The following is a 19,886-nucleotide window of genomic DNA, read 5'->3' as shown; positions in this document are numbered from 1 at the left end:
GGATGAGGAAGCGCTACTCGTCGGGGCGCAGCGCCTGCCCGGTATCGATCGGCAGCGTGCGGAAGCCCTTCAGCTCGTCGCCGCTCGGGAGCGCCCGGATGTCCCAGCCGCCGCCGAGCGCCCGGATCAGCGAGACCGAGTTGGTGAAACGGTTGAGCAGGATCTGCAGCGCCGTGACCTCGTTGCTGAGCGCCAGGGCCTGCGCGGTCACCACCGTCGTGTAGTTCTGGGTGCCGGCCCGGTACTCGTTGAGGGCGATCTCGACCGCCCGGCGGGAACTCTCCACGGCGACGTTCTGGGCGGCGGCCTGGCGGGCCAGGATGCGCTGGCCGGACAGGCCGTTCTCGACCTCCTGGAAGGCGGTGAGCACGGTCTGCCGGTAGGTCGCGACGTTGGCGTCGTAGGCGGCCCGGGCCGCCTGCAGGGCGGCGCCGCGGGCGCCGCCGTCGAACAGCACCTGCGAGCCGTTCGCCGCCACCGACCAGAAGGTGTTGGCGGCCGAGAAGAAGTTGCGGGCCGGGTCCCCCGCGATGCCGCCATTGGCCGAGAGCGTGACGGTCGGGTAGAAGGCCGCCACGGCGACGCCGATCTGCTCGCTCTGCCTCTGCACCGCGCGCTCGGCCGCGGCGACGTCCGGGCGCCGCTCCAGGAGGTCGGAGGGCAGGCTCACCGGCACGCTCGGCGGCGCCGCGGCGAGGCGAGCCCGCGCCAGCGACACCTCGGAGGGCGGCCTGCCGATCAGCGTCGCGATGGCGTGCTCGAAGATCGCCCGCTGCAACCCGACCGCGATGGCCTGGGCCTGGGTGGTCTGGAGCTGCGTCTGGGCGGTGATCACGTCGGAGCGGGCCGCCACTCCGGCGGCGTACTGGTTCTCGGCGATGGCGAGCGAGCGCTGGTAGGCCTGCACCGTCTGGTCGAGGAGCCGCTGCAGCGATTCCTGGTAGCGCAGCTGGAAATAGGTGCTGGCGAGTTCCGCCTGGGTGGCGAGGCGCACCGCGGCGATGTCGGCGGCGCTCGCCTGGGCGGCGGCGACGTCGCTCTCGATCTGGCGCCGCACGCGCCCGAACAGGTCGAGCTCCCAGCTCGCCGAGCCCTGCAGCGTCAGGGTCGTGCGCTCGATCCCGGCGCTGCGCGACCGGCTGATGCCGGGTGCGCCGAGCACGGTGGGGAAGAGCTGCGCCCGCGCCTCCTGGACCAGCGCCCGGGCCTGCCGGTAGGCGGCGACCGCGTTGCGGAGCGACTGGTTGTCAACGTCGATGAGGCGGATCATCCGGTCGAGGGCCGGGTCGCGGTAGACGCGCCACCAATCGCCGCGATCCGCCTCGTCGCGGGGCCGGGCCGGGCGCCAGTGGCGGCCCGGCATGGCGGTGGCGGGCGCCCCGCCCTCCTTGTAGGCGAGCGGCGTCTCGACCGACGGGCGCGCGTAGTCGGGCCCGACGAGGCAGCCGCCGAGCAGCAGCGGCGGCAGGATCGCCGCCCCGATTCGTGCGGGCAGGGCGCTCATTCGGCCGGCGCGGGCAGCGGCGTCGGGCCGGAGGGGCGGCGCGTCACGCGCAGCCGCAGCCGGTCGAGGACGAGGTAGACGACGGGGGTCGTGTAGAGGGTCAGGACCTGGCTCACGATGAGGCCGCCCACGATGGCGATGCCGAGCGGACGGCGCAGTTCGGAGCCCTCGCCGCCGTCGAGGATCAACGGCAGCGCGCCGAGCAGCGCCGCGAGCGTTGTCATCAGGATCGGACGGAAGCGCAAGAGGCAGGCCTGGGTGATCGCCTCGCGCGGATCGACGCCGCGGGAGCGCTGCGCGTCGAGGGCGAAGTCGATCATCATGATGGCGTTCTTCTTGACGATGCCGATCAGCAGGAAGATCGCGATCAGGGCGATCACCCCGAACTCCTCCCCCGTCAGCATCAGGGCGAGAATCGCCCCGATCCCGGCCGAGGGCAGGGTCGACAGGATGGTGATCGGGTGGACGAAGCTCTCGTAGAGGATGCCGAGCACCGCGTAGACGGTGAGCAGGGCCGCCAGGATCAGCAGCGGCTGGCGCGACGAGGAGGCCTGGAAGCTCTTGGCCGCGCCCGCGAACTCGCCGTGGATGGTCGCCGGCATGCGCAGCGCGCGCATGTGCGCCTCGATCGCCGCCGTCGCGTCGCCGAGCGTCCTGCCTGGCGCGAGGTTGAACGAGAGCGTGGTCGCCACGAACAGGCCCTGGTGGCTGACCTGGACCGGGGCGGTGCCGCTCTCGAAGCGCGAGAAGGCCGAGAGCGGCACCATCGTCTCCTTGGCGCTGCTCACGGCGGCGGCCGAGGAGGCGCCGGCCTTGCCCGCGATGGCGTTGGTGGCGGCGTTGCGGGCCGAGTCGGTCGCGACCGCGGCGGCGGCGGCGCTCGCGTCGCCCGCGGCGATCTGGGCGCTCTGCACGGTGCCGGCCACGGCGTTGGTCGAGGCCGAGCCCCGCGCCCGCGCGCCCGAGGTCGAGACGTAGATCTGCTTCAGCGTCTCCGGGTTGCCGAGGTAGCGGGGCGCGATCTCCATCACCACCCGGTACTGGTTGAGCGCGTTGTAGATGGTCGAGACCTGGCGCTGGCCGAACGCGTCGTAGAGGGTGTTGTCGATCAGGTCGGGCGTCAGGCCGTAGCGGTAGGCGGTCGCCCGGTCGACGACGAGCCGGCTCTCCAGCCCGCCCTGCTGCTGGTCGGAGGTGACGTCCGTGAAGATCGGGTCCTTCTGCAGCAATTCGACCAGCTTCGGGGCCCAGGCGTAGAGCTCCTCGCCGGCATCGCCCTGCAGGGTGTACTGGAACTGCGAGAAGGATTGCCGGCCGCCGACCATGAAGTCCTGGCGCGGGAACAGGTAGAGCCGGGCGCCCGGGATGGCGGCGAGCTTGGGGCGCAGGCGCCCCATGACCTGGGCGATCGGGTCGCGGGTGCCGAGGGGCTTCAGCCCGACGAAGACGTTGGCCGAGTTGGTGCCGCGCCCGCCGGTGAAGCCGACGACGCTCTCCACCGCCGGATCGGCCTGCACGATGTCGGTCGCCTGCTTGAGCTTGGCGCTCATCGCCTGGAAGGAGATGCGCTGGTCGGCCTGGATGCCGCCGATCATCTGGCCCGCATCCTGCTGCGGGAAGAAGCCTTTCGGCACGATCACGAACAGCCAGACATTGAGCGCGATCGCCCCGACCATGACCAGCATGACGAGGGCGCCGTGGCGCAGGGCGAAGCCGAGGCTGCGCCCGTAGCCGCGCAAGACCCAGTCGAACCCGGCCTCCAGCCCCCGCGCCAGGAGGTTCGGGCGCCGCCCGTGCGGCTCCGGGCGCAGGAGCCGGGCGCACATCATCGGCGTCGTGGTGAGCGACAGGACGAGGGAGATCAGGATCGCCAGGGACAGGACCACGGCGAATTCCTGGAAGAAGCGGCCGATCAGCCCGCCCATCAGCAGGATCGGCATGAAGACCGCGACGAGCGACAGGCTCATCGACAGGACCGTGAAGCCGACCTCCCGGGCGCCGAGCAGGGCCGCCTCCAGCCGCGGCCTGCCCTCCTCGATGTGGCGCTGGATGTTCTCCAGCACCACGATGGCGTCGTCGACCACGAAGCCGGCCGCGATGATCAGCGCCATCAGCGAGATGTTGTCGAGGCTGTAGTTGCACAGGTACATCGCCGCGAAGGTGCCGACGAGGGAGACCGGCACGGCGACGGCCGGGATCAGGGTCGCGCGGGCGGAGCGCAGGAACACGAACACCACCAGGATCACGAGCCCGACCGAGATCATCAGGGTGCGCTCGGCCTCGCGCAGGGAGGCCCGGATGGTGAGGCTGCGGTCCCCGGTGACGACGAGGTCGATGTCGCCCGGCAGCGCCGCCTTGATCTGCGGCAGCGCCGCCTTGAGCCGGTCGACCGTCTCGACGACGTTGCCGCCCGGCTGCTTGTAGACGATGAGCAGCACGCCGGGCCGGCCGTTGACGAGGCCGAGGTTGCGCCGGTCCTCGACCCCGTCGACGACCTCGCCCACGTCGCGCAGGCGCACGGCCGCGCCGTTGCGGTAGGCGACGACGATGTCCTGGTAATCGGCCGCGACCCGGCCCTGGTCGTTGGCGTAGAGCTGGTAGCGGCGGGTGACGGTCTCGATCGCGCCCTTCGGCGAGTTGGCGTTGGCGCTCGCGATCGCGGCCCGGATGCCCTCGAGCCCGATTCCGTAGTGGAAGAGCGCGCCCGGCTCGAGTTCCACCCGCACCGCGGGCAGCGAGGAGCCGCTCGCGTCGACATTGCCGATCCCCTCGAGCTGGGACAGCTTCTGCTGCACCACCGTGGCGGCGCTGTCGTAGAGGCTGGACGGGTTCAGGGTCTTCGAGGTGAGGCCGACGATCAGGATCGGCGCGTCGGCGGGGTTGAACTTGCGGTAGGTCGGGTTCTGGCGGAGCGCCGTCGGCAGGTCGGCCCGGGCCGCGTTGATCGCCGCCTGGACGTCGCGGGCGGCCCCGTTGATGTCGCGGTCGAGGGAGAACTGGAGCACGATCCGGGTCTGCCCGGTCGAGCTCGTCGAGGTCATCTGGTCGACGTCGGCGATCTGGCCGAGGCGGCGCTCCAGGGGGGCCGCGACGGTCGCCGCCATGGTCTCCGGGCTGGCGCCGGCCATCTGCGCCTGGACCAGGATGGTCGGGAAATCGACCTGCGGCAGCGGCGCCACCGGCAGGCGCAGGAAGGCGAACAGCCCGGCGAGCAGCACGCCGATGCTGAGCAGCGTCGTCGCGACCGGGCGCAGGATGAAGGGGCGGGACAGGTTCACGGGGCGCCGCTCCCCGTCGCGCGCCGACCCGCGCCGCGCCGGAGCCGTCCCGCCGACGGGCGGGACGCCCGGGAGCTTGAAGCCCGAGAGCTTGCCGCCCGGACAATGGCCGCCCGAAGGGCGGCCGCGAGGGCGCGGCGCGCCGTCACGGCACCGCCCCGCCCGGGGCGAGCCCGCCCCGGCGCCGGCCGCCCAGGCGGCGGGCGAGGCGGTCGAAGGCGAGGTAGATCACCGGCGTGGTGTAGAGCGTGAGCACCTGGCTCACGATCAGCCCGCCCGCGATCGAGATGCCCAGGGGCTGGCGCAGCTCCGCCCCCGTGCCGCTGCCGAAGATCATCGGCACCGCCGCGAACAGGGCCGCGAAGGTGGTCATCATGATCGGCCGGAAGCGCAGCAGGCAGGCCTCGTAGATCGCGTCGCGCGGGCTCTTCCCCTCCTCGCGCTCCGCCTGGAGCGCGAAGTCGATCATCATGATGGCGTTCTTCTTCACGATGCCGATCAACAGCACGATGCCGATGATGCCGATGATGTCGAGGTCGAGCCCGAACAGCATCAGCCCGGCGAGCGCCCCGATCCCGGCCGAGGGCAGGGTCGACAGGATGGTGATCGGGTGGATGAAGCTCTCGTAGAGCACGCCGAGCACGATGTAGACCGTGACGATGGCGGCGAGCACCAGGAACAGCGTGTTCTTGAGCGAGGACTGGAAGGCCAGCGCCGAGCCCTGGAAGACCAGCTGGAAGCTGTCCGGCAGGCCGATCTCGGCCCGCGCCGCCTCGATCGCCGCCACGGCCGGGCCGAGCGAGGCGCCGGGGGCGAGGTTGAACGAGATCGTGGTCGCCGGGAACTGGCCGAGATGGCTGATCAGCAGCGGGGCCCGCTTCTCGGTCACGGTCGCGATCGCCGAGAGCGGCACCTGACCGTTCTGCGCCGTCGAGGAGGGCAGGTAGATCCGGTTGAGGGAGGCGAGCGTGCGGTGCAGGTCGGGATCGGCCTCGAGGATCACCCGGTACTGGTTCGACTGGGTGAAGATGGTCGAGATGATGCGCTGCCCGAAGGCGTCGTAGAGGGCGTTGTCGACCGAGGCCGGCGTGATGCCGTAGCGGCCCGCGGTGGCGCGGTCGATGGTGATGTGGGCGGCGAGCCCGTTCGCCTGCCGGTCGCTCGCCACGTCGGCGAGGTCCGGGATGCGCCGCAGCCGCTCGACGAAGCGCGGCACCCAGGCCTCGAAGGCGTTGAGGTCCGGATTCTCCAGGATGAACTGGTACTGGGTGGGGCTCACCGCCGTGTCGATGGTGAGGTCCTGCACCGGCTGCATGTAGAGGGTGGTGCCCGGAACCTCGGCGGTGCGCGCCGCGATCCGCCGGATGATGGCGCCCGCGTGCTCCGCCCGCGCCTCGCGGGGGCGCAGGTTGATGAGGAAGCGGCCCGAATTGAGGGTCACGTTCTGGCCGTCGACCCCGATGAAGGACGAGACGCTGACCACGTCCGGATCCTTCAGGATCGCCTCGGCGAGGCGCTGCTGGCGCTCGGCCATGGCCGCGAAGGACACGGTCTGGTCGGCCTGCGAGATGCCCTGGATCAGGCCCGTATCCTGGACCGGGAAGAAGCCCTTCGGGATGACGACGTAGAGGTGGAAAGTGAGGATGAGGGTGCCGAGCGCCACCACGAGGGTGAGCCCCTGGTGGTTCAGCACGCCGCGCAGGGTGCGCCCGTAGAGGCCGATCCCCGCCTCCATGGTCCAGCGCCCGGCCCGCGCGAGGCGGCCCTCGCGCCGCGCCCGCGGCGGCGCGTGGCGCAGCAGCCGGGCGCAGAGCATCGGCACCAGGGTGAGCGAGACGATGCCCGAGATGACGATGGTCGCCGCGAGCGTGATCGCGAATTCGTGGAAGAGCCGCCCCACCACCTCGCCCATGAACAGGAGCGGGATCAGCACCGCGAGCAGCGACACGGTCAGCGAGATGATGGTGAACCCGATCTCCTCCGAGCCCTTGAGGGCCGCCTCGAAGGGCGAGGCGCCCTCCTCCACGTGGCGGGCGATGTTCTCGATCACCACGATGGCGTCGTCGACCACGAAGCCGGTGGCGATGGTGAGGGCCATCAGCGAGAGGTTGTCGAGGGAGAAGCCCCACAGGTCCATGACCGCGAGCGCCCCGACCAGGGAGAGCGGGACCGACAGGCTCGGGATCAGGGTCGCGGGCAGCGAGCGCAGGAACAGGAAGATCACCAGCACGACGAGCGCGATGGCGAGCAGCAGCTCCATCTGCACGTCGTGCACGGAGGCGCGGATCGTCACCGTGCGGTCGGTGAGCGGGGTGACCTGGATCGCGGCCGGCAGGGTCGCCTGGAGCTGCGGCAGCAGCGCCTTGATGCGGTCCACCACCGCGATGACGTTGGCCCCGGGCTGGCGCTGGATGTTGAGGATGATGGCGGGGGTCGTGTCCATCCAGGCGCCGAGCTTGGTGTTCTCCGGCCCCTCGACCACGTCGGCGACGGCCGAGAGCGTCACGGGGGCGCCGTTGCGGTAGGCGATGATCGCGTCCCGGTAGACGGCGGGGTCGCGGATCTGGTCGTTGGCGTTGATGGCGAAGGACTGGGCCGGCCCGTCGATCGTGCCCTTGGGCGTGTTGACGTTCAGGTTGGCGATCGTGGTGCGCAGGTCGTCGATGTTGAGGCCGTAGGCGGCGAGCGCCCGGGAATTGAAGCGCACCCGCACGGCGGGGCGCTGCCCGCCCGCCATGGTGACGAGCCCGACCCCGGCCACCTGCGAGATCTTCTGGGCGAGGCGCGTCTCGGCGAGGTCGCGAACCTGGGTGAGCGCGAGGGTCTTGGAGGTGAGCGCGAGGGTGAGGATCGGCGCGTCGGCCGGGTTCACCTTGGCGTAGACGGGCGGGGCCGGCAGGTCGCTCGGCAGCAGGTTGCCGGCCGCGTTGATCGCGGCCTGCACCTCCTGGGTGGCGATGTCGAGAGAGAGGTCGAGGTTGAACTGGAGCGTGATGACCGAGGCGCCCGCGGAGGATTGCGAGGTCATCTGGTTGAGGTTGGCAAGCTGCCCGAACTGCCGCTCGAGCGGGGCGGTCACGGCCGAGGTCATCACCTCGGGGCTGGCGCCCGGGTAGAAGGTCTGGACCTGGATCGTCGGGTAATCGACGGAGGGCAGGGCCGAGAGCGGCAGGTTCAGGTAGGACAGGAGCCCGGTGAGCAGGATCGCCAGCATCAGGAGCGTGGTGGCGACCGGGCGCAGGATGAAGAGGCGGGAGGGGTTCACGCGGCGCGCCTCACGGCGTCGGCGGCCGCCGCCGCCGGTGCGGGCGCTCGCCCTCGGCCGGCGGCGCCTCGGCCTCGGCGCGGGGGCGCGCCTCGCCCGCGGCCGGCTCCGCGGCCGGCCTGGCCGCCGGCTCCGCCCCGCCCGCCCTCGCCTCGGGCGCGGCGCGCGCCGCCACCTTCACCTCGGCCCCGTCGCGCAGGCGGTCCGTCCCGTCGACCACCACTTGGTCGCCGGGCTTCAGCCCGGACGTCACCACGGTCCGATTGCCGTCCGTCTCGCCGACCGTGATCGGCCGCACCGAGACCTTGCCGTCCTCGCCGAGCAGGTACACGAAGGTGCCGGGCGTGCCCCGCAGCACCGCCGCCGCCGGGATCACCGGCGCGTCCCGCACCGTGTCGACCAGGAGCTTGGCGTTCACGAACTGGTTCGGGAACAGCCGGTCGTCCGCGTTCGGGAACAGCGCCCGCAGCTTGACGGTGCCGGTGGTCACGTCGATCTGGTTGTCGACCGTGTCGAGCATGCCGCTGGCGATCTCCGCCGTGTCGCTGCGGTCGAAGATGCGCACCGGCAACTTCGCGCCGCCGCGCAGGCGGGCCATCACCCGGGCCAGCACGTCCTCCGGCAGGGTGAACAGCACCGAGATGGGCTGCAGCTGAGTCACCACCACGATGCTGGTCGAGGCCGCCGTGACGTAGTTGCCCTGGTCGATCTGCCGCAGGCCGACCCGGCCGTCGACCGGCGCGGTGATGCGCCCGTACTGGATGTTCAGCTTCTGCTGGTCGATCTGCGCCTGGTCCGAGGCCACGACGCCCTCGTACTGCTTCACCGTGGCGGCCTGGGTGTCGACGTTCTGCTTGGAGATCGAATCCTGGCGGTTCAGGGTCTGGTAGCGGGTGAGGTCGAGGCGCGCGTTCTGCAGCAGCGCCTGGTCGCGCTGGAGCTGACCCTGGTACTGGGCGAGCAGCGCCTCGTAGGGCCGCACGTCGATCTGGGCCAGGAAATCGCCTTCCCTGACGTGCTGCCCCTCGCGGAAGCCGATCCTGGTGAGGTAGCCGCTGACCTGGGAGCGCACCGTGACGGTGGCGAGCGGCGTCACCGTGCCGAGGCCGGAGAGCACCACCGGCATCTCGCCGGTGACCACGGTGGCGACGCCGACCGCCTGGGGCCCGTCCCCGCCCGCGAAGCGCCGGCCGCCGCGTCGGCCCATCTCGGGCTTGGCCGCCTGCTTCACCTGGAACTGGAACCCGTTCGGCAGGGAGTCGCGGAAGGCCCAGACCCCGCCCCCCGCGAGGGCGAGCAGCACCAGGAGCCAGAAGGGCCAGCGCCGACGCCGCCGCGACCCCGCCTCGACGGCGTCGTCGGTGCGGATGGGAGACAATTCGTTCATGGCGTCGACCCGCTGCCTCTCAACCCACCGGACGGCACCCCCGCCCGTCGCCCCCGTGATCTGTCCCGTCCCGGCGGTATAGGGCGCCGCCCGCACCCCGCCGCTGCGTCACGCCATCACCCTGGTCATCCGCCACGGCAATGAGACGCCAGTACGGCCGCGATGTTGCGCCATGATTGCTGAACGCGGCCCCTCGGGCCGGCGCGCGGGACCGCCCGCGCGGCTCAGCGCAGGCCCTGCTCGACGACGAGGCGGCGCTGCGCCAGGACGTCGCGCACGGTCGCCCGGTAGGCCTCGTCGACCGGGCGCACCGGCAGGCCGAGCCGCAGGCCGAGGCCGAGCAGCGCCGCGAGGCAGCCGAGGAGGAGGCAGGTACGGACGGACATCGGGCGGATGCGGTGCGGGGCTCGGCGCGGAGTTCGGCGGGCCGTGATGCCCAAGCCCGGCGCGCGCCGCAAGCGGGCAGGCCGAAAAAGGTACGGCCGGGCCGGCCGAAGGTCGCTGCACCGGGCGAGGGGGCGGAGCCCGGTGCTGCAACCGCGGCCAGCCCGGCCGCATGTCCACACCCTATCGGACGGGTGATGATTGTCAACTTTCGTCAGTTCACAGGGTGCGGCCGATGTGCGGTTTCGCACGCGGCACGCGCGTGCTAGCGAGATCCTACCTTTCCCCGCTCGCGCGATGGCACCGATTCTCCGGGCATGAATCCGATCTTCGCCGACCTGCCGACCACGGTGTTCGAGGTCATGTCCGCGCTCGCCCGCGAGACGGGGGCGGTCAATCTCGGCCAGGGCTTCCCCGACGATCCGGGGCCGGAGGACGTCCGGCGCCGCGCCGCCGAGGCGGTGGTCTCGGGCTGGAACCAGTACCCGCCGATGATGGGCCTGCCGGGGCTGCGCGAGGCGGTGGCGGCGCATTACGCCCGCTGGCAGGGGCTGAGCGTCGATCCGGCCGGCGAGGTGATGATCACTTCCGGCGCCACCGAGGCGCTGGCGGGCGCGCTGATGGCGCTGATCGAGCCCGGCGACGAGGTCGTGCTGTTCGCGCCGATGTACGACGCCTACCTGCCGCTGGTGCGGCGGGCGGGCGGCGTGCCACGCATCGTGCGGCTGACGCCGCCGCACTTCTCACTGGACGAGGCGGCGCTCGCCGCCGCCTTCTCGCCGCGCACCCGGGTGGTGCTGCTCAACAACCCGCTCAACCCGACCGCGACGATCTTCGGCGAGGCGGATCTCGCGCTCCTCGCCTCCTTCTGCCGGCGCCACGACGCGGTGGCCCTCTGCGACGAGGTCTGGGAGCACGTGGTGTTCGACGGGCGCCGCCACCGCCCGCTGATGGCGCTGCCGGGCATGCGCGAGCGCACGGTGAAGATCGGCTCGGCGGGCAAGATCTTCTCGCTCACCGGCTGGAAGGTCGGCTTCGTCCTGGCCGCCCCGCCGCTGATGCGCGTGCTCGCCAAGGCGCACCAGTTCCTCACCTTCACCACGCCGCCGAACCTCCAGGAGGCGGTGGCCTACGGGCTCGGCAAGGACGAGGCCTATTTCGAGGGGATGCGGGCGGGGCTCGCCCGCTCGCGGGACCGCTTCGCGGCGGGGCTGCGCGACCTCGGCTTCACCGTGCTGCCGGCGGCGGGCACCTACTTCCTGAACATCGACATCGCGCCGCTCGGGGAGAGCGACGACGTCGCCTTCTGCGAGCGGCTGGTGCGGCGGCACGGGGTCGCGGCGATCCCGGTGAGCGCCTTCTACGCCGAGGACCCGGTGCGCCACGTGGTGCGGTTCTGCTTCGCCAAGCGGGACGACACGCTCGACGCCGCCCTGGAGCGCCTCGCCGGGCTGCGCGGGGCCGCCTGATGCGGGCCCTCCTTGTTCCGCCGCGGGGCCGGGGCCACATGCGGGATCATGAACATCCCGCACTCGCCTCGGAGCCCCGCGATGGACTTCACGCAGACGGCCGGCGGTCGCTTCTCCGCGCAATTCCCCCCGTTCCGGCCCGCCCGCGCCCAGGCCGTCGATGCCGAGCAGGTGCTGGCGCGGCTGGAAGTGCTGGCGCACCTCCTCGACTCGGCCTTCCTGATCCCGGGGATCAACCGGCGGGTCGGCGTCGACGCGCTGATCGGCCTCGTGCCGGTGGTCGGCGACGCGATCACCACGGCGATCTCCTCCTACATCATCTGGGAGGCGCGCCGCCTGGGCGTGCCGCGCTGGCTGATCGCCCGGATGGCCGCGAACGTGGCCTTCGACGGGGTGGTCGGCGTGGTGCCGCTGGTCGGCGACCTCTTCGACGCGGCCTTCAAGGCCAATATCCGCAACGTGCGCCTGCTGCGCCGCCACCTGGAGCGGTCCGGCGGCCTGCGCCCGTCCACGATCGAGGGCACGGCGACGCGCCTCGACTGACCCGCGCGGGGAAGCCGGCATGAACGAGCGTCCCCGCCCGGCCGAACGCGACGCGGTGCCCCTCGCCTCCCCGGCGGCGGCGCCGCTGCCGCTGCCGCTGCTGCCGGAGACCGGCACGCGGCGGCTCTCGCCCCTGAACCAGCGCCGGCTCGCCAATTTCCGCGCGAACCGGCGCGGCTCCTGGTCGTTCGCGATCTTCTGCGTGCTGTTCGTCGTCAGCCTGTTCGCGGATTTCATCGCCAACGACAAGCCGATCCTGATCTTCTACAAGGGCGAGCTGCTGACGCCGATCTTCGTCGATTACCCGGAGGAGAAGTTCGGCGGGTTCCTGGCCCGCACCGACTACCGCGACCCGGTGATCCGCAAGGAGATCGCCGAGAACGGCTGGGCCCTGTGGCCGGCGGTCCGCTTCTCCTACGACACCCACAACCTCGACCTGCCGGTCCCGGCCCCGGCCCCGCCGACCTGGCTCCTCACCGACGCGCAGTGCCGGACCGTCGCCGAGAAGGCCGGCGGGCAGGGCTGCCGGGACCTCGAGTGGAACTGGCTCGGGACCGACGACCAGGGCCGCGACGTCGTCGCCCGCCTGATCTACGGTTTCCGCATCTCGGTCCTGTTCGGGCTCGTCCTGTCGATCATCTCCTCGGTCGTCGGCGTGCTCGCCGGCGCGGTGCAGGGCTATTTCGGCGGCTGGATCGACCTCGTGTTCCAGCGCGTGATCGAGATCTGGACGGCGATCCCGTCGCTCTACCTGCTGATCATCATCTCGTCGATCATCACGCCGAGCTTCTTCGTGCTGCTCGGGATCCTGCTGCTGTTCTCCTGGGTCTCGCTGGTCGGGGTGGTGCGGGCGGAGTTCCTGCGGGCGCGCAACTTCGAGTACGTGCGGGCGGCGCGGGCGCTCGGCCTGTCCAATGCCCGCATCATGTTCCGGCACCTGCTGCCGAACGCCATGGTGGCGACGCTGACCTTCCTGCCCTTCGTGCTGAACGGCTCGATCTCCACGCTCACCTCCCTGGATTTCCTGGGCTTCGGCCTGCCGCCGGGCTCGCCGTCGCTGGGCGAATTGCTGGCCCAGGGCAAGGCGAACCTGCAGGCGCCCTGGCTCGGGCTCACCGGCTTCGCGGTGATCGCCCTGATGCTGAGCCTGCTGATCTTCGCCGGCGAGGCCGTGCGCGACGCGTTCGACCCGCGCAAGACGTTCCGGTAGCGGGCCCGCCCCGGCGGGGCTTGAGCGCAGCCGACATCCGCCTCGCGGAGCGATCCGTCGGATTCCGGATCACTCCGCCTGCACGACGAGGCCGTCCTGGATCGTGACGCGCCGGTCCATCCGGGCCGCGAGGTCGAAATTGTGGGTCGCGATCAGCGCCGCGACGCCCGAGGCGCGCACCAGCGAGACCAGCACCGCGAAGACGTGGGCCGCCGTCTGCGGATCGAGGTTGCCGGTCGGCTCGTCGGCCAGCAGCAGGCGCGGGCCGTTCGCCACCGCGCGGGCGATCGCCACCCGCTGCTGCTCGCCCCCGGACAATTCCGCGGGCCGGTGATCGAGCCGGTGCTTCAGCCCCAGGAAGGAGAGCAGCTCGGCCGCCCGCGAGCGCGCCTCCCGGGCGCTCAGGCCGCGGATGAGCTGGGGCAGCACCACGTTCTCCAGCGCCGAGAATTCCGGCAGCAGGTGGTGGGCCTGGTAGACGAAGCCCATCTCCTCGCGCCGCATCCGGGTGCGGGCGGCGTCGTCCATGCGGGCGCTCGGCTGGCCGCCGATATAGACCTCGCCGCCGTCCGGCCGCTCCAGCAGGCCGGCGACGTGCAGCAGCGTCGACTTGCCGGTGCCCGAGGGCGCCACCAGCGCGACGATCTCGCCCGGCCAGATCGCCAGGTCGGCGCCGCGCAGGATGGCGAGGCTGCCCTCGGCCTGCGCGTAGCGGCGCTCGACCCGCGACAGGAACAGCGCCGGGACCGGCTGCGGGGCGTGGGACTCGTCCATGATGGATCAGGCCCCGCAGGGCGGCGCGCGGCGCGCGGGCGGAACGGAACGGGCAGCGGGCACGGACAGCATCAACGCGAACACCTCAGGCGGCCAGGCGCGGCCGCCGCGCCTCAGCCGTAGCGCAGCGCCTGGACGGGGTCGAGCCGCGCGGCCCGCCAAGACGGATAGAGCGTGGCGAGGAGCGACAGGACCAGCGACATCAGCACCACCGCCGCCACCTCGCTCGGGTTGATCTCCGAGGGGATCTCCGAGAGGAAGCGCACGGTCGGGTCCCAGACCCCCGGCAGCAGCGTGCGCTGGATCGCCGTGATGTTGGCCGCGAAGACGAGGCCGAGCAGGCAGCCTACCAGCGTGCCGAGCACCCCGATCGAGGCGCCGGTGATCAGGAACACCCGCATGATCGTGCCCCGCGTCGCCCCCATGGTGCGCAGGATCGCGATGTCGCTCGACTTGTCCTTCACCAGCATGATCAGGCTCGACACGATGTTGAGCGCCGCCACCAGCACGATCAGGGTGAGGATGATGAACATCACGTTGCGCTCGACTTCGAGCGCCGAGAAGAAGGTGCGGTTGCGCTGGCGCCAATCAGTGAGCACGACCGGGCGCTCGGCGGCGAGGTCGAGGGCCGAGCGCACCTCGCCGACCGCGTCGGCGTTGTCGAGGAAGACCTCGATCACCGTCACGTCGCCGTCCCGATTGAAGAAGGCCTGCGCCTCGGTGAGCGGCATGTACACGAAGGTCGCGTCGAATTCCGACATGCCGACCTCGAAGATCGCCGAGACGGCGTAGCCCTTGATGCGCGGCGCGGTCCCGAAGGGCGTGGTCGCCCCCTTCGGCGTCGCCAGCGTGATCGTGTCGCCGACCTGGAGACCGAGCGCGTCGGCGAGGCGCCGGCCGATCGCGACGCCGCCGGCGGCGTCGAAATTCTCGAGGGTGCCGCCGCGCAGGTTGCCCGACACGGCCCTGATCTGCGCGAGGTCCGAGGCCCGCACGCCGCGCACCAGCACCCCCGAGCCGCCATAGGCCGAGGAGGCGAAGGCCTGGCCCTCGACCATCGGCAGGGCGAGGGTGACGCCCGCCACCTTCGAGAGCCGCTCCGACAGGTCGGCGTAGTCGGTGAGCGGCTTGTCGATCGGCGCCACGAAGACGTGCCCGTTGATGCCGACGATCTTCGACAGCAGCTCCTTGCGGAAGCCGCTCATCACCGAGAGGACGATGATCAGCGTGGCGACGCCCAGCATGATGCCGAGGAACGAGAACAGGGCGATGGCCGAGACGAACCCCTCCTTGCGCCGGGTGCGCAGGTAGCGGCCGGCGATCACCCACTCGAAGGGCGCGAAGGGCGGGGTGCCGGCGCCGGCCCCGCCGAGGATCGGCAGCCGGCGCCGCAGGCGCTCCAGCACCGTCAGCATGGCCGCCCCGCGCTCCGGCGCCGGGACCGCGCCGCCGGCGCCATCAACCGGCCGCGCCCCGGCGCAGCCGCGCGGCGAGCGCGTCGGGCGCCACGGTCTCGCGCTCGCCCGTGGCGCGCCGCTTCAGCTCGACCTGCCCCTCGGCCAGCCCCTTCGGCCCGACGATCACCTGCCAGGGCAGGCCGATCAGGTCGGCGGTGGCGAATTTGGCGCCCGGGCGCTCGTCGCGGTCGTCGTAGAGGACGCTCAGGCCCGCCGCCTCCAGCTGCTCCTGGATCCGCGCGCAGGCCGCGTCGGTGGCAATATCTCCGGTCTTCAGGTTGAGGAGCCCGACATCGAAGGGCGCGACCGCGTCCGGCCAGACGATGCCGGCCTCGTCGTGGCTCGCCTCGATGATCGCCGCCACCAGCCGGCTCGGGCCGATGCCGTAGGAGCCCATGTGCACGGGCCGCTCCTGCCCGTCCGGCCCGGTCACGCGCGCGCCCATCGGCTCGGAATACTTGGTGCCGAAATAGAAGATGTGGCCGACCTCGATGCCGCGCGCCGCCATCCGGGCCTCCTCCGGCACCGCCGCGAAGCGCTCCGGCTCGTGCATCTCGGAGGTCGCCGCGTAGCGCGAGGTCCAGTGGTCGACCGTCGCCTGCAGGGCCGCGACGTCGTCGAAATCCGTCGAGCCGGGCGGGATCGGGAAGTCCAGGTAGGCGCGGTCGCAATAGACCTCGCTCTCGCCCGTCTGGGCCAGGATGATGAATTCGTGGCTCAGGTTGCCGCCGATCGGCCCGGTCTCGGCCCGCATCGGGATCGCCTTGAGGCCGAGCCGCGCGAAGGTGCGCAGGTAGGCCACGAACATCTTGTTGTAGGCGTGCCGCGCCCCCGCCTCGTCGAGGTCGAAGGAATAGGCGTCCTTCATCAGGAACTCCCGCGACCGCATCGTGCCGAAGCGGGGCCGGACCTCGTCCCGGAACTTCCACTGAATATGGTAGAGGCTCTTCGGCAGGTCCTTGTAGGAGCGCACCGCCGAGCGGAAGATCGCGGTGATCATCTCCTCGTTGGTCGGGCCGAACAGCATCTCGCGCTCGTGCCGGTCGCGGATGCGCAGCATCTCCTTGCCGTAGGCCTCGTAGCGGCCCGATTCGCGCCACAGCTCGGCCGACTGGATCGTCGGCATCAGGAGTTCGATCGCGCCGCTGCGGTCCTGCTCGGCCCGGATCACCTCCACCACGCGGTTGAGCACGCGCAGGCCGAGGGGCAGCCACGCGTAGATCCCCGCGGCCTCCTGCCGGATCATGCCGGCGCGGAGCATCAGCCGGTGCGAGACGATCTCCGCTTCCTTCGGAGTCTCGCGCAGGATGGGCAGGAAGTAGCGGCTGAGACGCATGCGGGACCTTGGGCGGGCACGAGGGCGCGCGCCGGGCCGCACCGGCCCGACTCGCCCGGGCACACAACACACTGCTCCGCCAAAACACAAGCGGCGCGTCGTCCCCCTCGGGGCGCGCGCGATGCAACCGTTGCGATCCTGACCACCGGAATAGAACTTGTCGGAGCGGCTGCGGCCCCGCCGGAGCAGGCCTCGCCTGCCCCCATGCAAAAAAACGCAACACGCGCCCTCGAAAGGCGTGACAATGCGAACTCTTCTTCCTATAACCGCCCGTGCGAGGCACCCCAGACGGTGCTGAACGCCGGCACGCAAGGTCCGAGTCTCGGGAGGAATAGTCAGCCGAAACACCCGATGGGGTGAAAGACCAAGATCGTGGCTGACGAGAACGTCCAGAAGCTTATCAAGCAAGGCTCCCGAGCCTTGCTTTTTTATTTCTCAGGTCCCGATCGTCGCATCATCAAATGAGCGCGGGGTTCGCCGAAGCGTGCGGGCTCTGCCGCTGCGGAAGGGCGCGACGGTAACGGTTGGCCGGCTCCCCGGAGCCGGCCGGGATCACAGCCCGGCGAGCGGGAAGGCCGCGACGGCGGCCAGGAACACAACGTCCGAGAGCAGAGTGGTCCACAGCGCCTTGCGCCGCATCTGCGGGAGCGGCGGCGCGCCCGGGTCCTGGCCCGGCACGTAGGGCTGCGACCCGTCGTCCCGGGCGCGGAAGGGCAGGACGCAGAAGAGCAGCGTCCACCAGACCACGAAGTAGAGGGCGAGCGCCCCGAACCAGGTGAGCCGGAACGGCCCCGTCGCGACGAGCAGGGCGGGGAGCATCGCCAGGGCACAGGCGAGGAGCGCCCGCGGGATCGAGGCGGTGGCGCGGTCGAGGATCGTCTCCAGCACGCCTCAGGCCTGCTCCAGCTCGACCAGCGTCCCGAGGAAGTCCTTCGGGTGCAGGAACAGCACCGGCTTGCCGTGCGCGCCGATGCGCGGCTCGCCGCTGCCGAGGATGCGGGCCCCCTCGCCCTTCAGCCGGTCCCGGGCCGCCAGGATATCGTCGACCTCGTAGCAGACGTGGTGGATGCCGCCGCCCGGGTTGCGCTCCAGGAAGGCGGCGATCGGCGAGTCGGCCCCGAGCGGTTCGAGCAGCTCGATCTTGCTGTTGGGCAACTCGACGAAGATGACCGTGACGCCGTGCTCCGGCTGCGCGAGGGGCGGCGACAGCGCCGCGCCGAGCGTGTCGCGGTAGACCTTCGCGGCGGCGTCGAGGTCCTTCACCGCGATGGCGACGTGATTCAACCGGCCGATCATGGTCCCTGGCTCCTTTTCCGAGTGGCGCCTTTCGTTTGACACGCGGTCACGGCGCGCCAACCCGGTCTTTCGTCGGATCGGAGGGGGCGGGGTTCGCCCCGCCCCGAGCGCGCGCGACCGTCAGATCTCGACCACCTGAACGTGGCAGGCGGGCTTCTTGCCCCAGACCTCGTTGACGGCGGCCCGGATGGCCCGGTCGATGGCGTTCTCGACCGCCTCGGAATCGCGCCGCTTCTGGCGCGACAGGCCGTCGAAGGTGCGCTCGACCACCTCCTCGACGAGGTCGATGATCGCCTCGCCCTTGCGGCCGTAGGTCGGCAGGCCCATCAGGTCGATGGCCGGCTCGCCCTTCATCTCCCCGTGCTGGTCGACGGCCAGCGCGACCGAGATGATGCCCGTGAAGGAGAGCTTGCGCCGCTCCGGCAGGGCGCGGTCGCTCTCGCCGATCAGCACCATGCCGTCCTTGTAGAGGCGCCCGCGGGTGACGTGGTCGATGATCTCGGGCTCGCCCGGGGCGAGGCGGATCAGGGTGCCGTTGCGGGCCTTCACCACCTGCTCCACGCCCTGCTTGCGGGCGAAGGTCGCGTGCTCGGCGAGGTGCAGGGGCTCGCCGTGGACCGGCACCGCGATGCGCGGCTTGGTCCAGCGATACATGGCGGCGAGTTCGTCCCGGCGCGGATGACCCGAGACGTGGACGAGCTCCGTGCGGTCGGTGATCACCTCGACCCCGGCATCGATCAGGTCGTTGATGATCGCGCCGATCGAGCGCTCGTTGCCCGGAATCGCCCGCGAGGAGAAGATGACCCGGTCGCCCGGCGAGAGGGCGATCTCCGGGTGCTCCTCGCGGGAGACGCGCGCCAGCGCCGCCCGCGGCTCGCCCTGCGAGCCGGTGAGCAGGGCGACGATCTTCTCGCGCGGCAGGTAGCCGTAGGCCTCGGGCTCGCGGAACTCGTCGAGCCCGTCGAGGTAGCCGCATTCCCGGGCGACGTCGATGACCCGGTCCATGGCGCGGCCGACCGCCACCACCTCGCGGCCGCAGGCCTTGGCGGCCTCGGCGACGGCGCGGATGCGGGCGACGTTCGACGCGAAGGTGGTCACCGCGACCCGGTGCGGCGCGTTCCGGATCAGCTCGGCGAGCTGGGCCGCCACCTCGGTCTCGCTCGGCGAGCGGCCCTCCCGGGTCACGTTGGTGGAATCGCAGATCAGGGCGAGCACGCCCTCCTCGCCGAGCTGCGTGAACGCCTCCTCGGAGGTCACGTTGCCGGCGACGGGCCCGTCGTCGAGCTTCCAGTCGCCGGTATGCAGGACGAGGCCCTGGGCGGTGCGGATGGCCAGCGCGTTCGCCTCGGGGATCGAGTGGGCGACCGGGATGTACTCGATCTCGAACGGACCGAAGCGGTGGCGCTCGTGCACCTGGATCTCGCGCAGGTCGATCTTCGGCGCCCCGGGCTCGCTGAGCCGGCGGGTCTCGATCAGGCTCTTCGTGAACCGCGTCGCGTAGACCGGCACCTTCAGCCGCGGCCAGAGTTCGACCAGCGCCCCGATATGGTCCTCGTGGCCGTGGGTGATCAGGATGCCGAGCAGGTTCTCGCGCTGCTTCTCGATGAAGCTCAGGTCCGGGTACATCAGGTCGACGCCGGGCATGTGCTCCTCGCTCGCGAAGCCCATGCCGCAATCGACCATGATCCACTTGCGGGAATTGGGCGGGCCGTAGCCGTACAGGGCCGCATTCATCCCGATCTCGCCGACGCCGCCGAGCGGCACGAAGACGAGTTCATCTCCCTTCGTCGTCATGGACACACAACACCTCATGGGCCGCCGTCGCGGCCCTCCTCGAAAAACGGCTCACTGCCGTCACGGTCACGGCGCCGTCATGTCCGTTGCGGCCGCACCCAGGCGGCCGGGGACGGCGGCGCCGGGCGCCCCGTCCAGTCTCGCTCCCGCGGCCGTCGTCGCCCGTCCGGCGCCGTCCCGGCCCCCGCC

General features: G+C 71.5%; 14 protein-coding genes. 3 read left to right on the top strand and 11 right to left on the bottom strand.

Going from position 1 to position 19,886, the window contains the following annotated elements; all coding sequences use genetic code 11:
- Positions 1-13: 13 nt before the first annotated feature.
- From QA634_RS22170 to QA634_RS22150, 5 genes are all read right to left on the bottom strand, one after another.
- Positions 14-1,504, bottom strand: coding sequence for an efflux transporter outer membrane subunit (locus tag QA634_RS22170; RefSeq protein ID WP_012334149.1), 1,491 nt, complete (start codon positions 1,502-1,504; stop codon positions 14-16).
- Positions 1,501-4,782: an efflux RND transporter permease subunit gene (locus QA634_RS22165; protein ID WP_012334148.1), complete on the bottom strand. Its 3,282-nt coding sequence runs from the start codon at positions 4,780-4,782 to the stop codon at positions 1,501-1,503. The genes QA634_RS22170 and QA634_RS22165 overlap by 4 nt, the downstream gene beginning before the upstream one ends.
- A gap of 145 nt (positions 4,783-4,927) precedes the next feature.
- Complete coding sequence (locus tag QA634_RS22160; RefSeq protein ID WP_012334147.1) at positions 4,928-8,047, bottom strand: multidrug efflux RND transporter permease subunit; 3,120 nt, start codon at positions 8,045-8,047, stop codon at positions 4,928-4,930.
- Between the two features lie 10 nt (positions 8,048-8,057).
- Positions 8,058-9,434 (bottom strand): MdtA/MuxA family multidrug efflux RND transporter periplasmic adaptor subunit, encoded by a 1,377-nt coding sequence (locus QA634_RS22155; RefSeq protein ID WP_012334146.1) that lies wholly within the window; start codon positions 9,432-9,434, stop codon positions 8,058-8,060.
- A gap of 224 nt (positions 9,435-9,658) precedes the next feature.
- A complete protein-coding gene (locus tag QA634_RS22150) occupies positions 9,659-9,820 on the bottom strand; it encodes a hypothetical protein (protein WP_012334145.1) in 162 nt (53 codons plus the stop codon).
- 315 nt (positions 9,821-10,135) lie between these two features.
- On the opposite strand from QA634_RS22150, the gene QA634_RS22145 reads away from it, so the two are divergent.
- From QA634_RS22145 to QA634_RS22135, 3 genes are all read left to right on the top strand, one after another.
- Entirely contained in the window at positions 10,136-11,287 is a 1,152-nt protein-coding gene (locus QA634_RS22145; RefSeq protein WP_012334144.1) for an aminotransferase, read from the top strand.
- Positions 11,288-11,368: 81 nt separating this feature from the next.
- Positions 11,369-11,830 (top strand): DUF4112 domain-containing protein, encoded by a 462-nt coding sequence (locus QA634_RS22140; protein WP_012334143.1) that lies wholly within the window; start codon positions 11,369-11,371, stop codon positions 11,828-11,830.
- Positions 11,831-11,849: 19 nt separating this feature from the next.
- Positions 11,850-13,040, top strand: coding sequence for an ABC transporter permease (locus QA634_RS22135; protein ID WP_012334142.1), 1,191 nt, complete (start codon positions 11,850-11,852; stop codon positions 13,038-13,040).
- Between the two features lie 69 nt (positions 13,041-13,109).
- Here the strand turns inward: QA634_RS22135 and QA634_RS22130 are convergent, their stop codons facing one another.
- From QA634_RS22130 to QA634_RS22105, 6 genes are all read right to left on the bottom strand, one after another.
- Entirely contained in the window at positions 13,110-13,814 is a 705-nt protein-coding gene (locus QA634_RS22130; protein WP_012334141.1) for an ABC transporter ATP-binding protein, read from the bottom strand.
- A gap of 113 nt (positions 13,815-13,927) precedes the next feature.
- Positions 13,928-15,229 (bottom strand): lipoprotein-releasing ABC transporter permease subunit, encoded by a 1,302-nt coding sequence (locus QA634_RS22125; protein ID WP_012334140.1) that lies wholly within the window; start codon positions 15,227-15,229, stop codon positions 13,928-13,930.
- A gap of 43 nt (positions 15,230-15,272) precedes the next feature.
- On the bottom strand, positions 15,273-16,607 hold the full coding sequence (gene proS, locus QA634_RS22120; protein ID WP_012334139.1) for a proline--tRNA ligase: 1,335 nt from the start codon (positions 16,605-16,607) through the stop codon (positions 15,273-15,275).
- Between the two features lie 552 nt (positions 16,608-17,159).
- Complete coding sequence (locus QA634_RS22115) at positions 17,160-17,495, bottom strand: DUF1467 family protein (protein WP_012334138.1); 336 nt, start codon at positions 17,493-17,495, stop codon at positions 17,160-17,162.
- Positions 17,496-17,498: 3 nt separating this feature from the next.
- A complete protein-coding gene (gene mce / locus QA634_RS22110) occupies positions 17,499-17,903 on the bottom strand; it encodes a methylmalonyl-CoA epimerase (protein ID WP_012334137.1) in 405 nt (134 codons plus the stop codon).
- 120 nt (positions 17,904-18,023) lie between these two features.
- Positions 18,024-19,697 (bottom strand): ribonuclease J, encoded by a 1,674-nt coding sequence (locus QA634_RS22105; RefSeq protein ID WP_012334136.1) that lies wholly within the window; start codon positions 19,695-19,697, stop codon positions 18,024-18,026.
- Positions 19,698-19,886: the final 189 nt, after the last annotated feature.

It is taken from the genome of Methylobacterium sp. CB376 (assembly GCF_029714205.1).
Lineage (GTDB): Bacteria > Pseudomonadota > Alphaproteobacteria > Rhizobiales > Beijerinckiaceae > Methylobacterium.
Note: the sequence above shows the minus strand (reverse complement) of the source record. Positions and strands in the feature narration are given on the sequence as shown.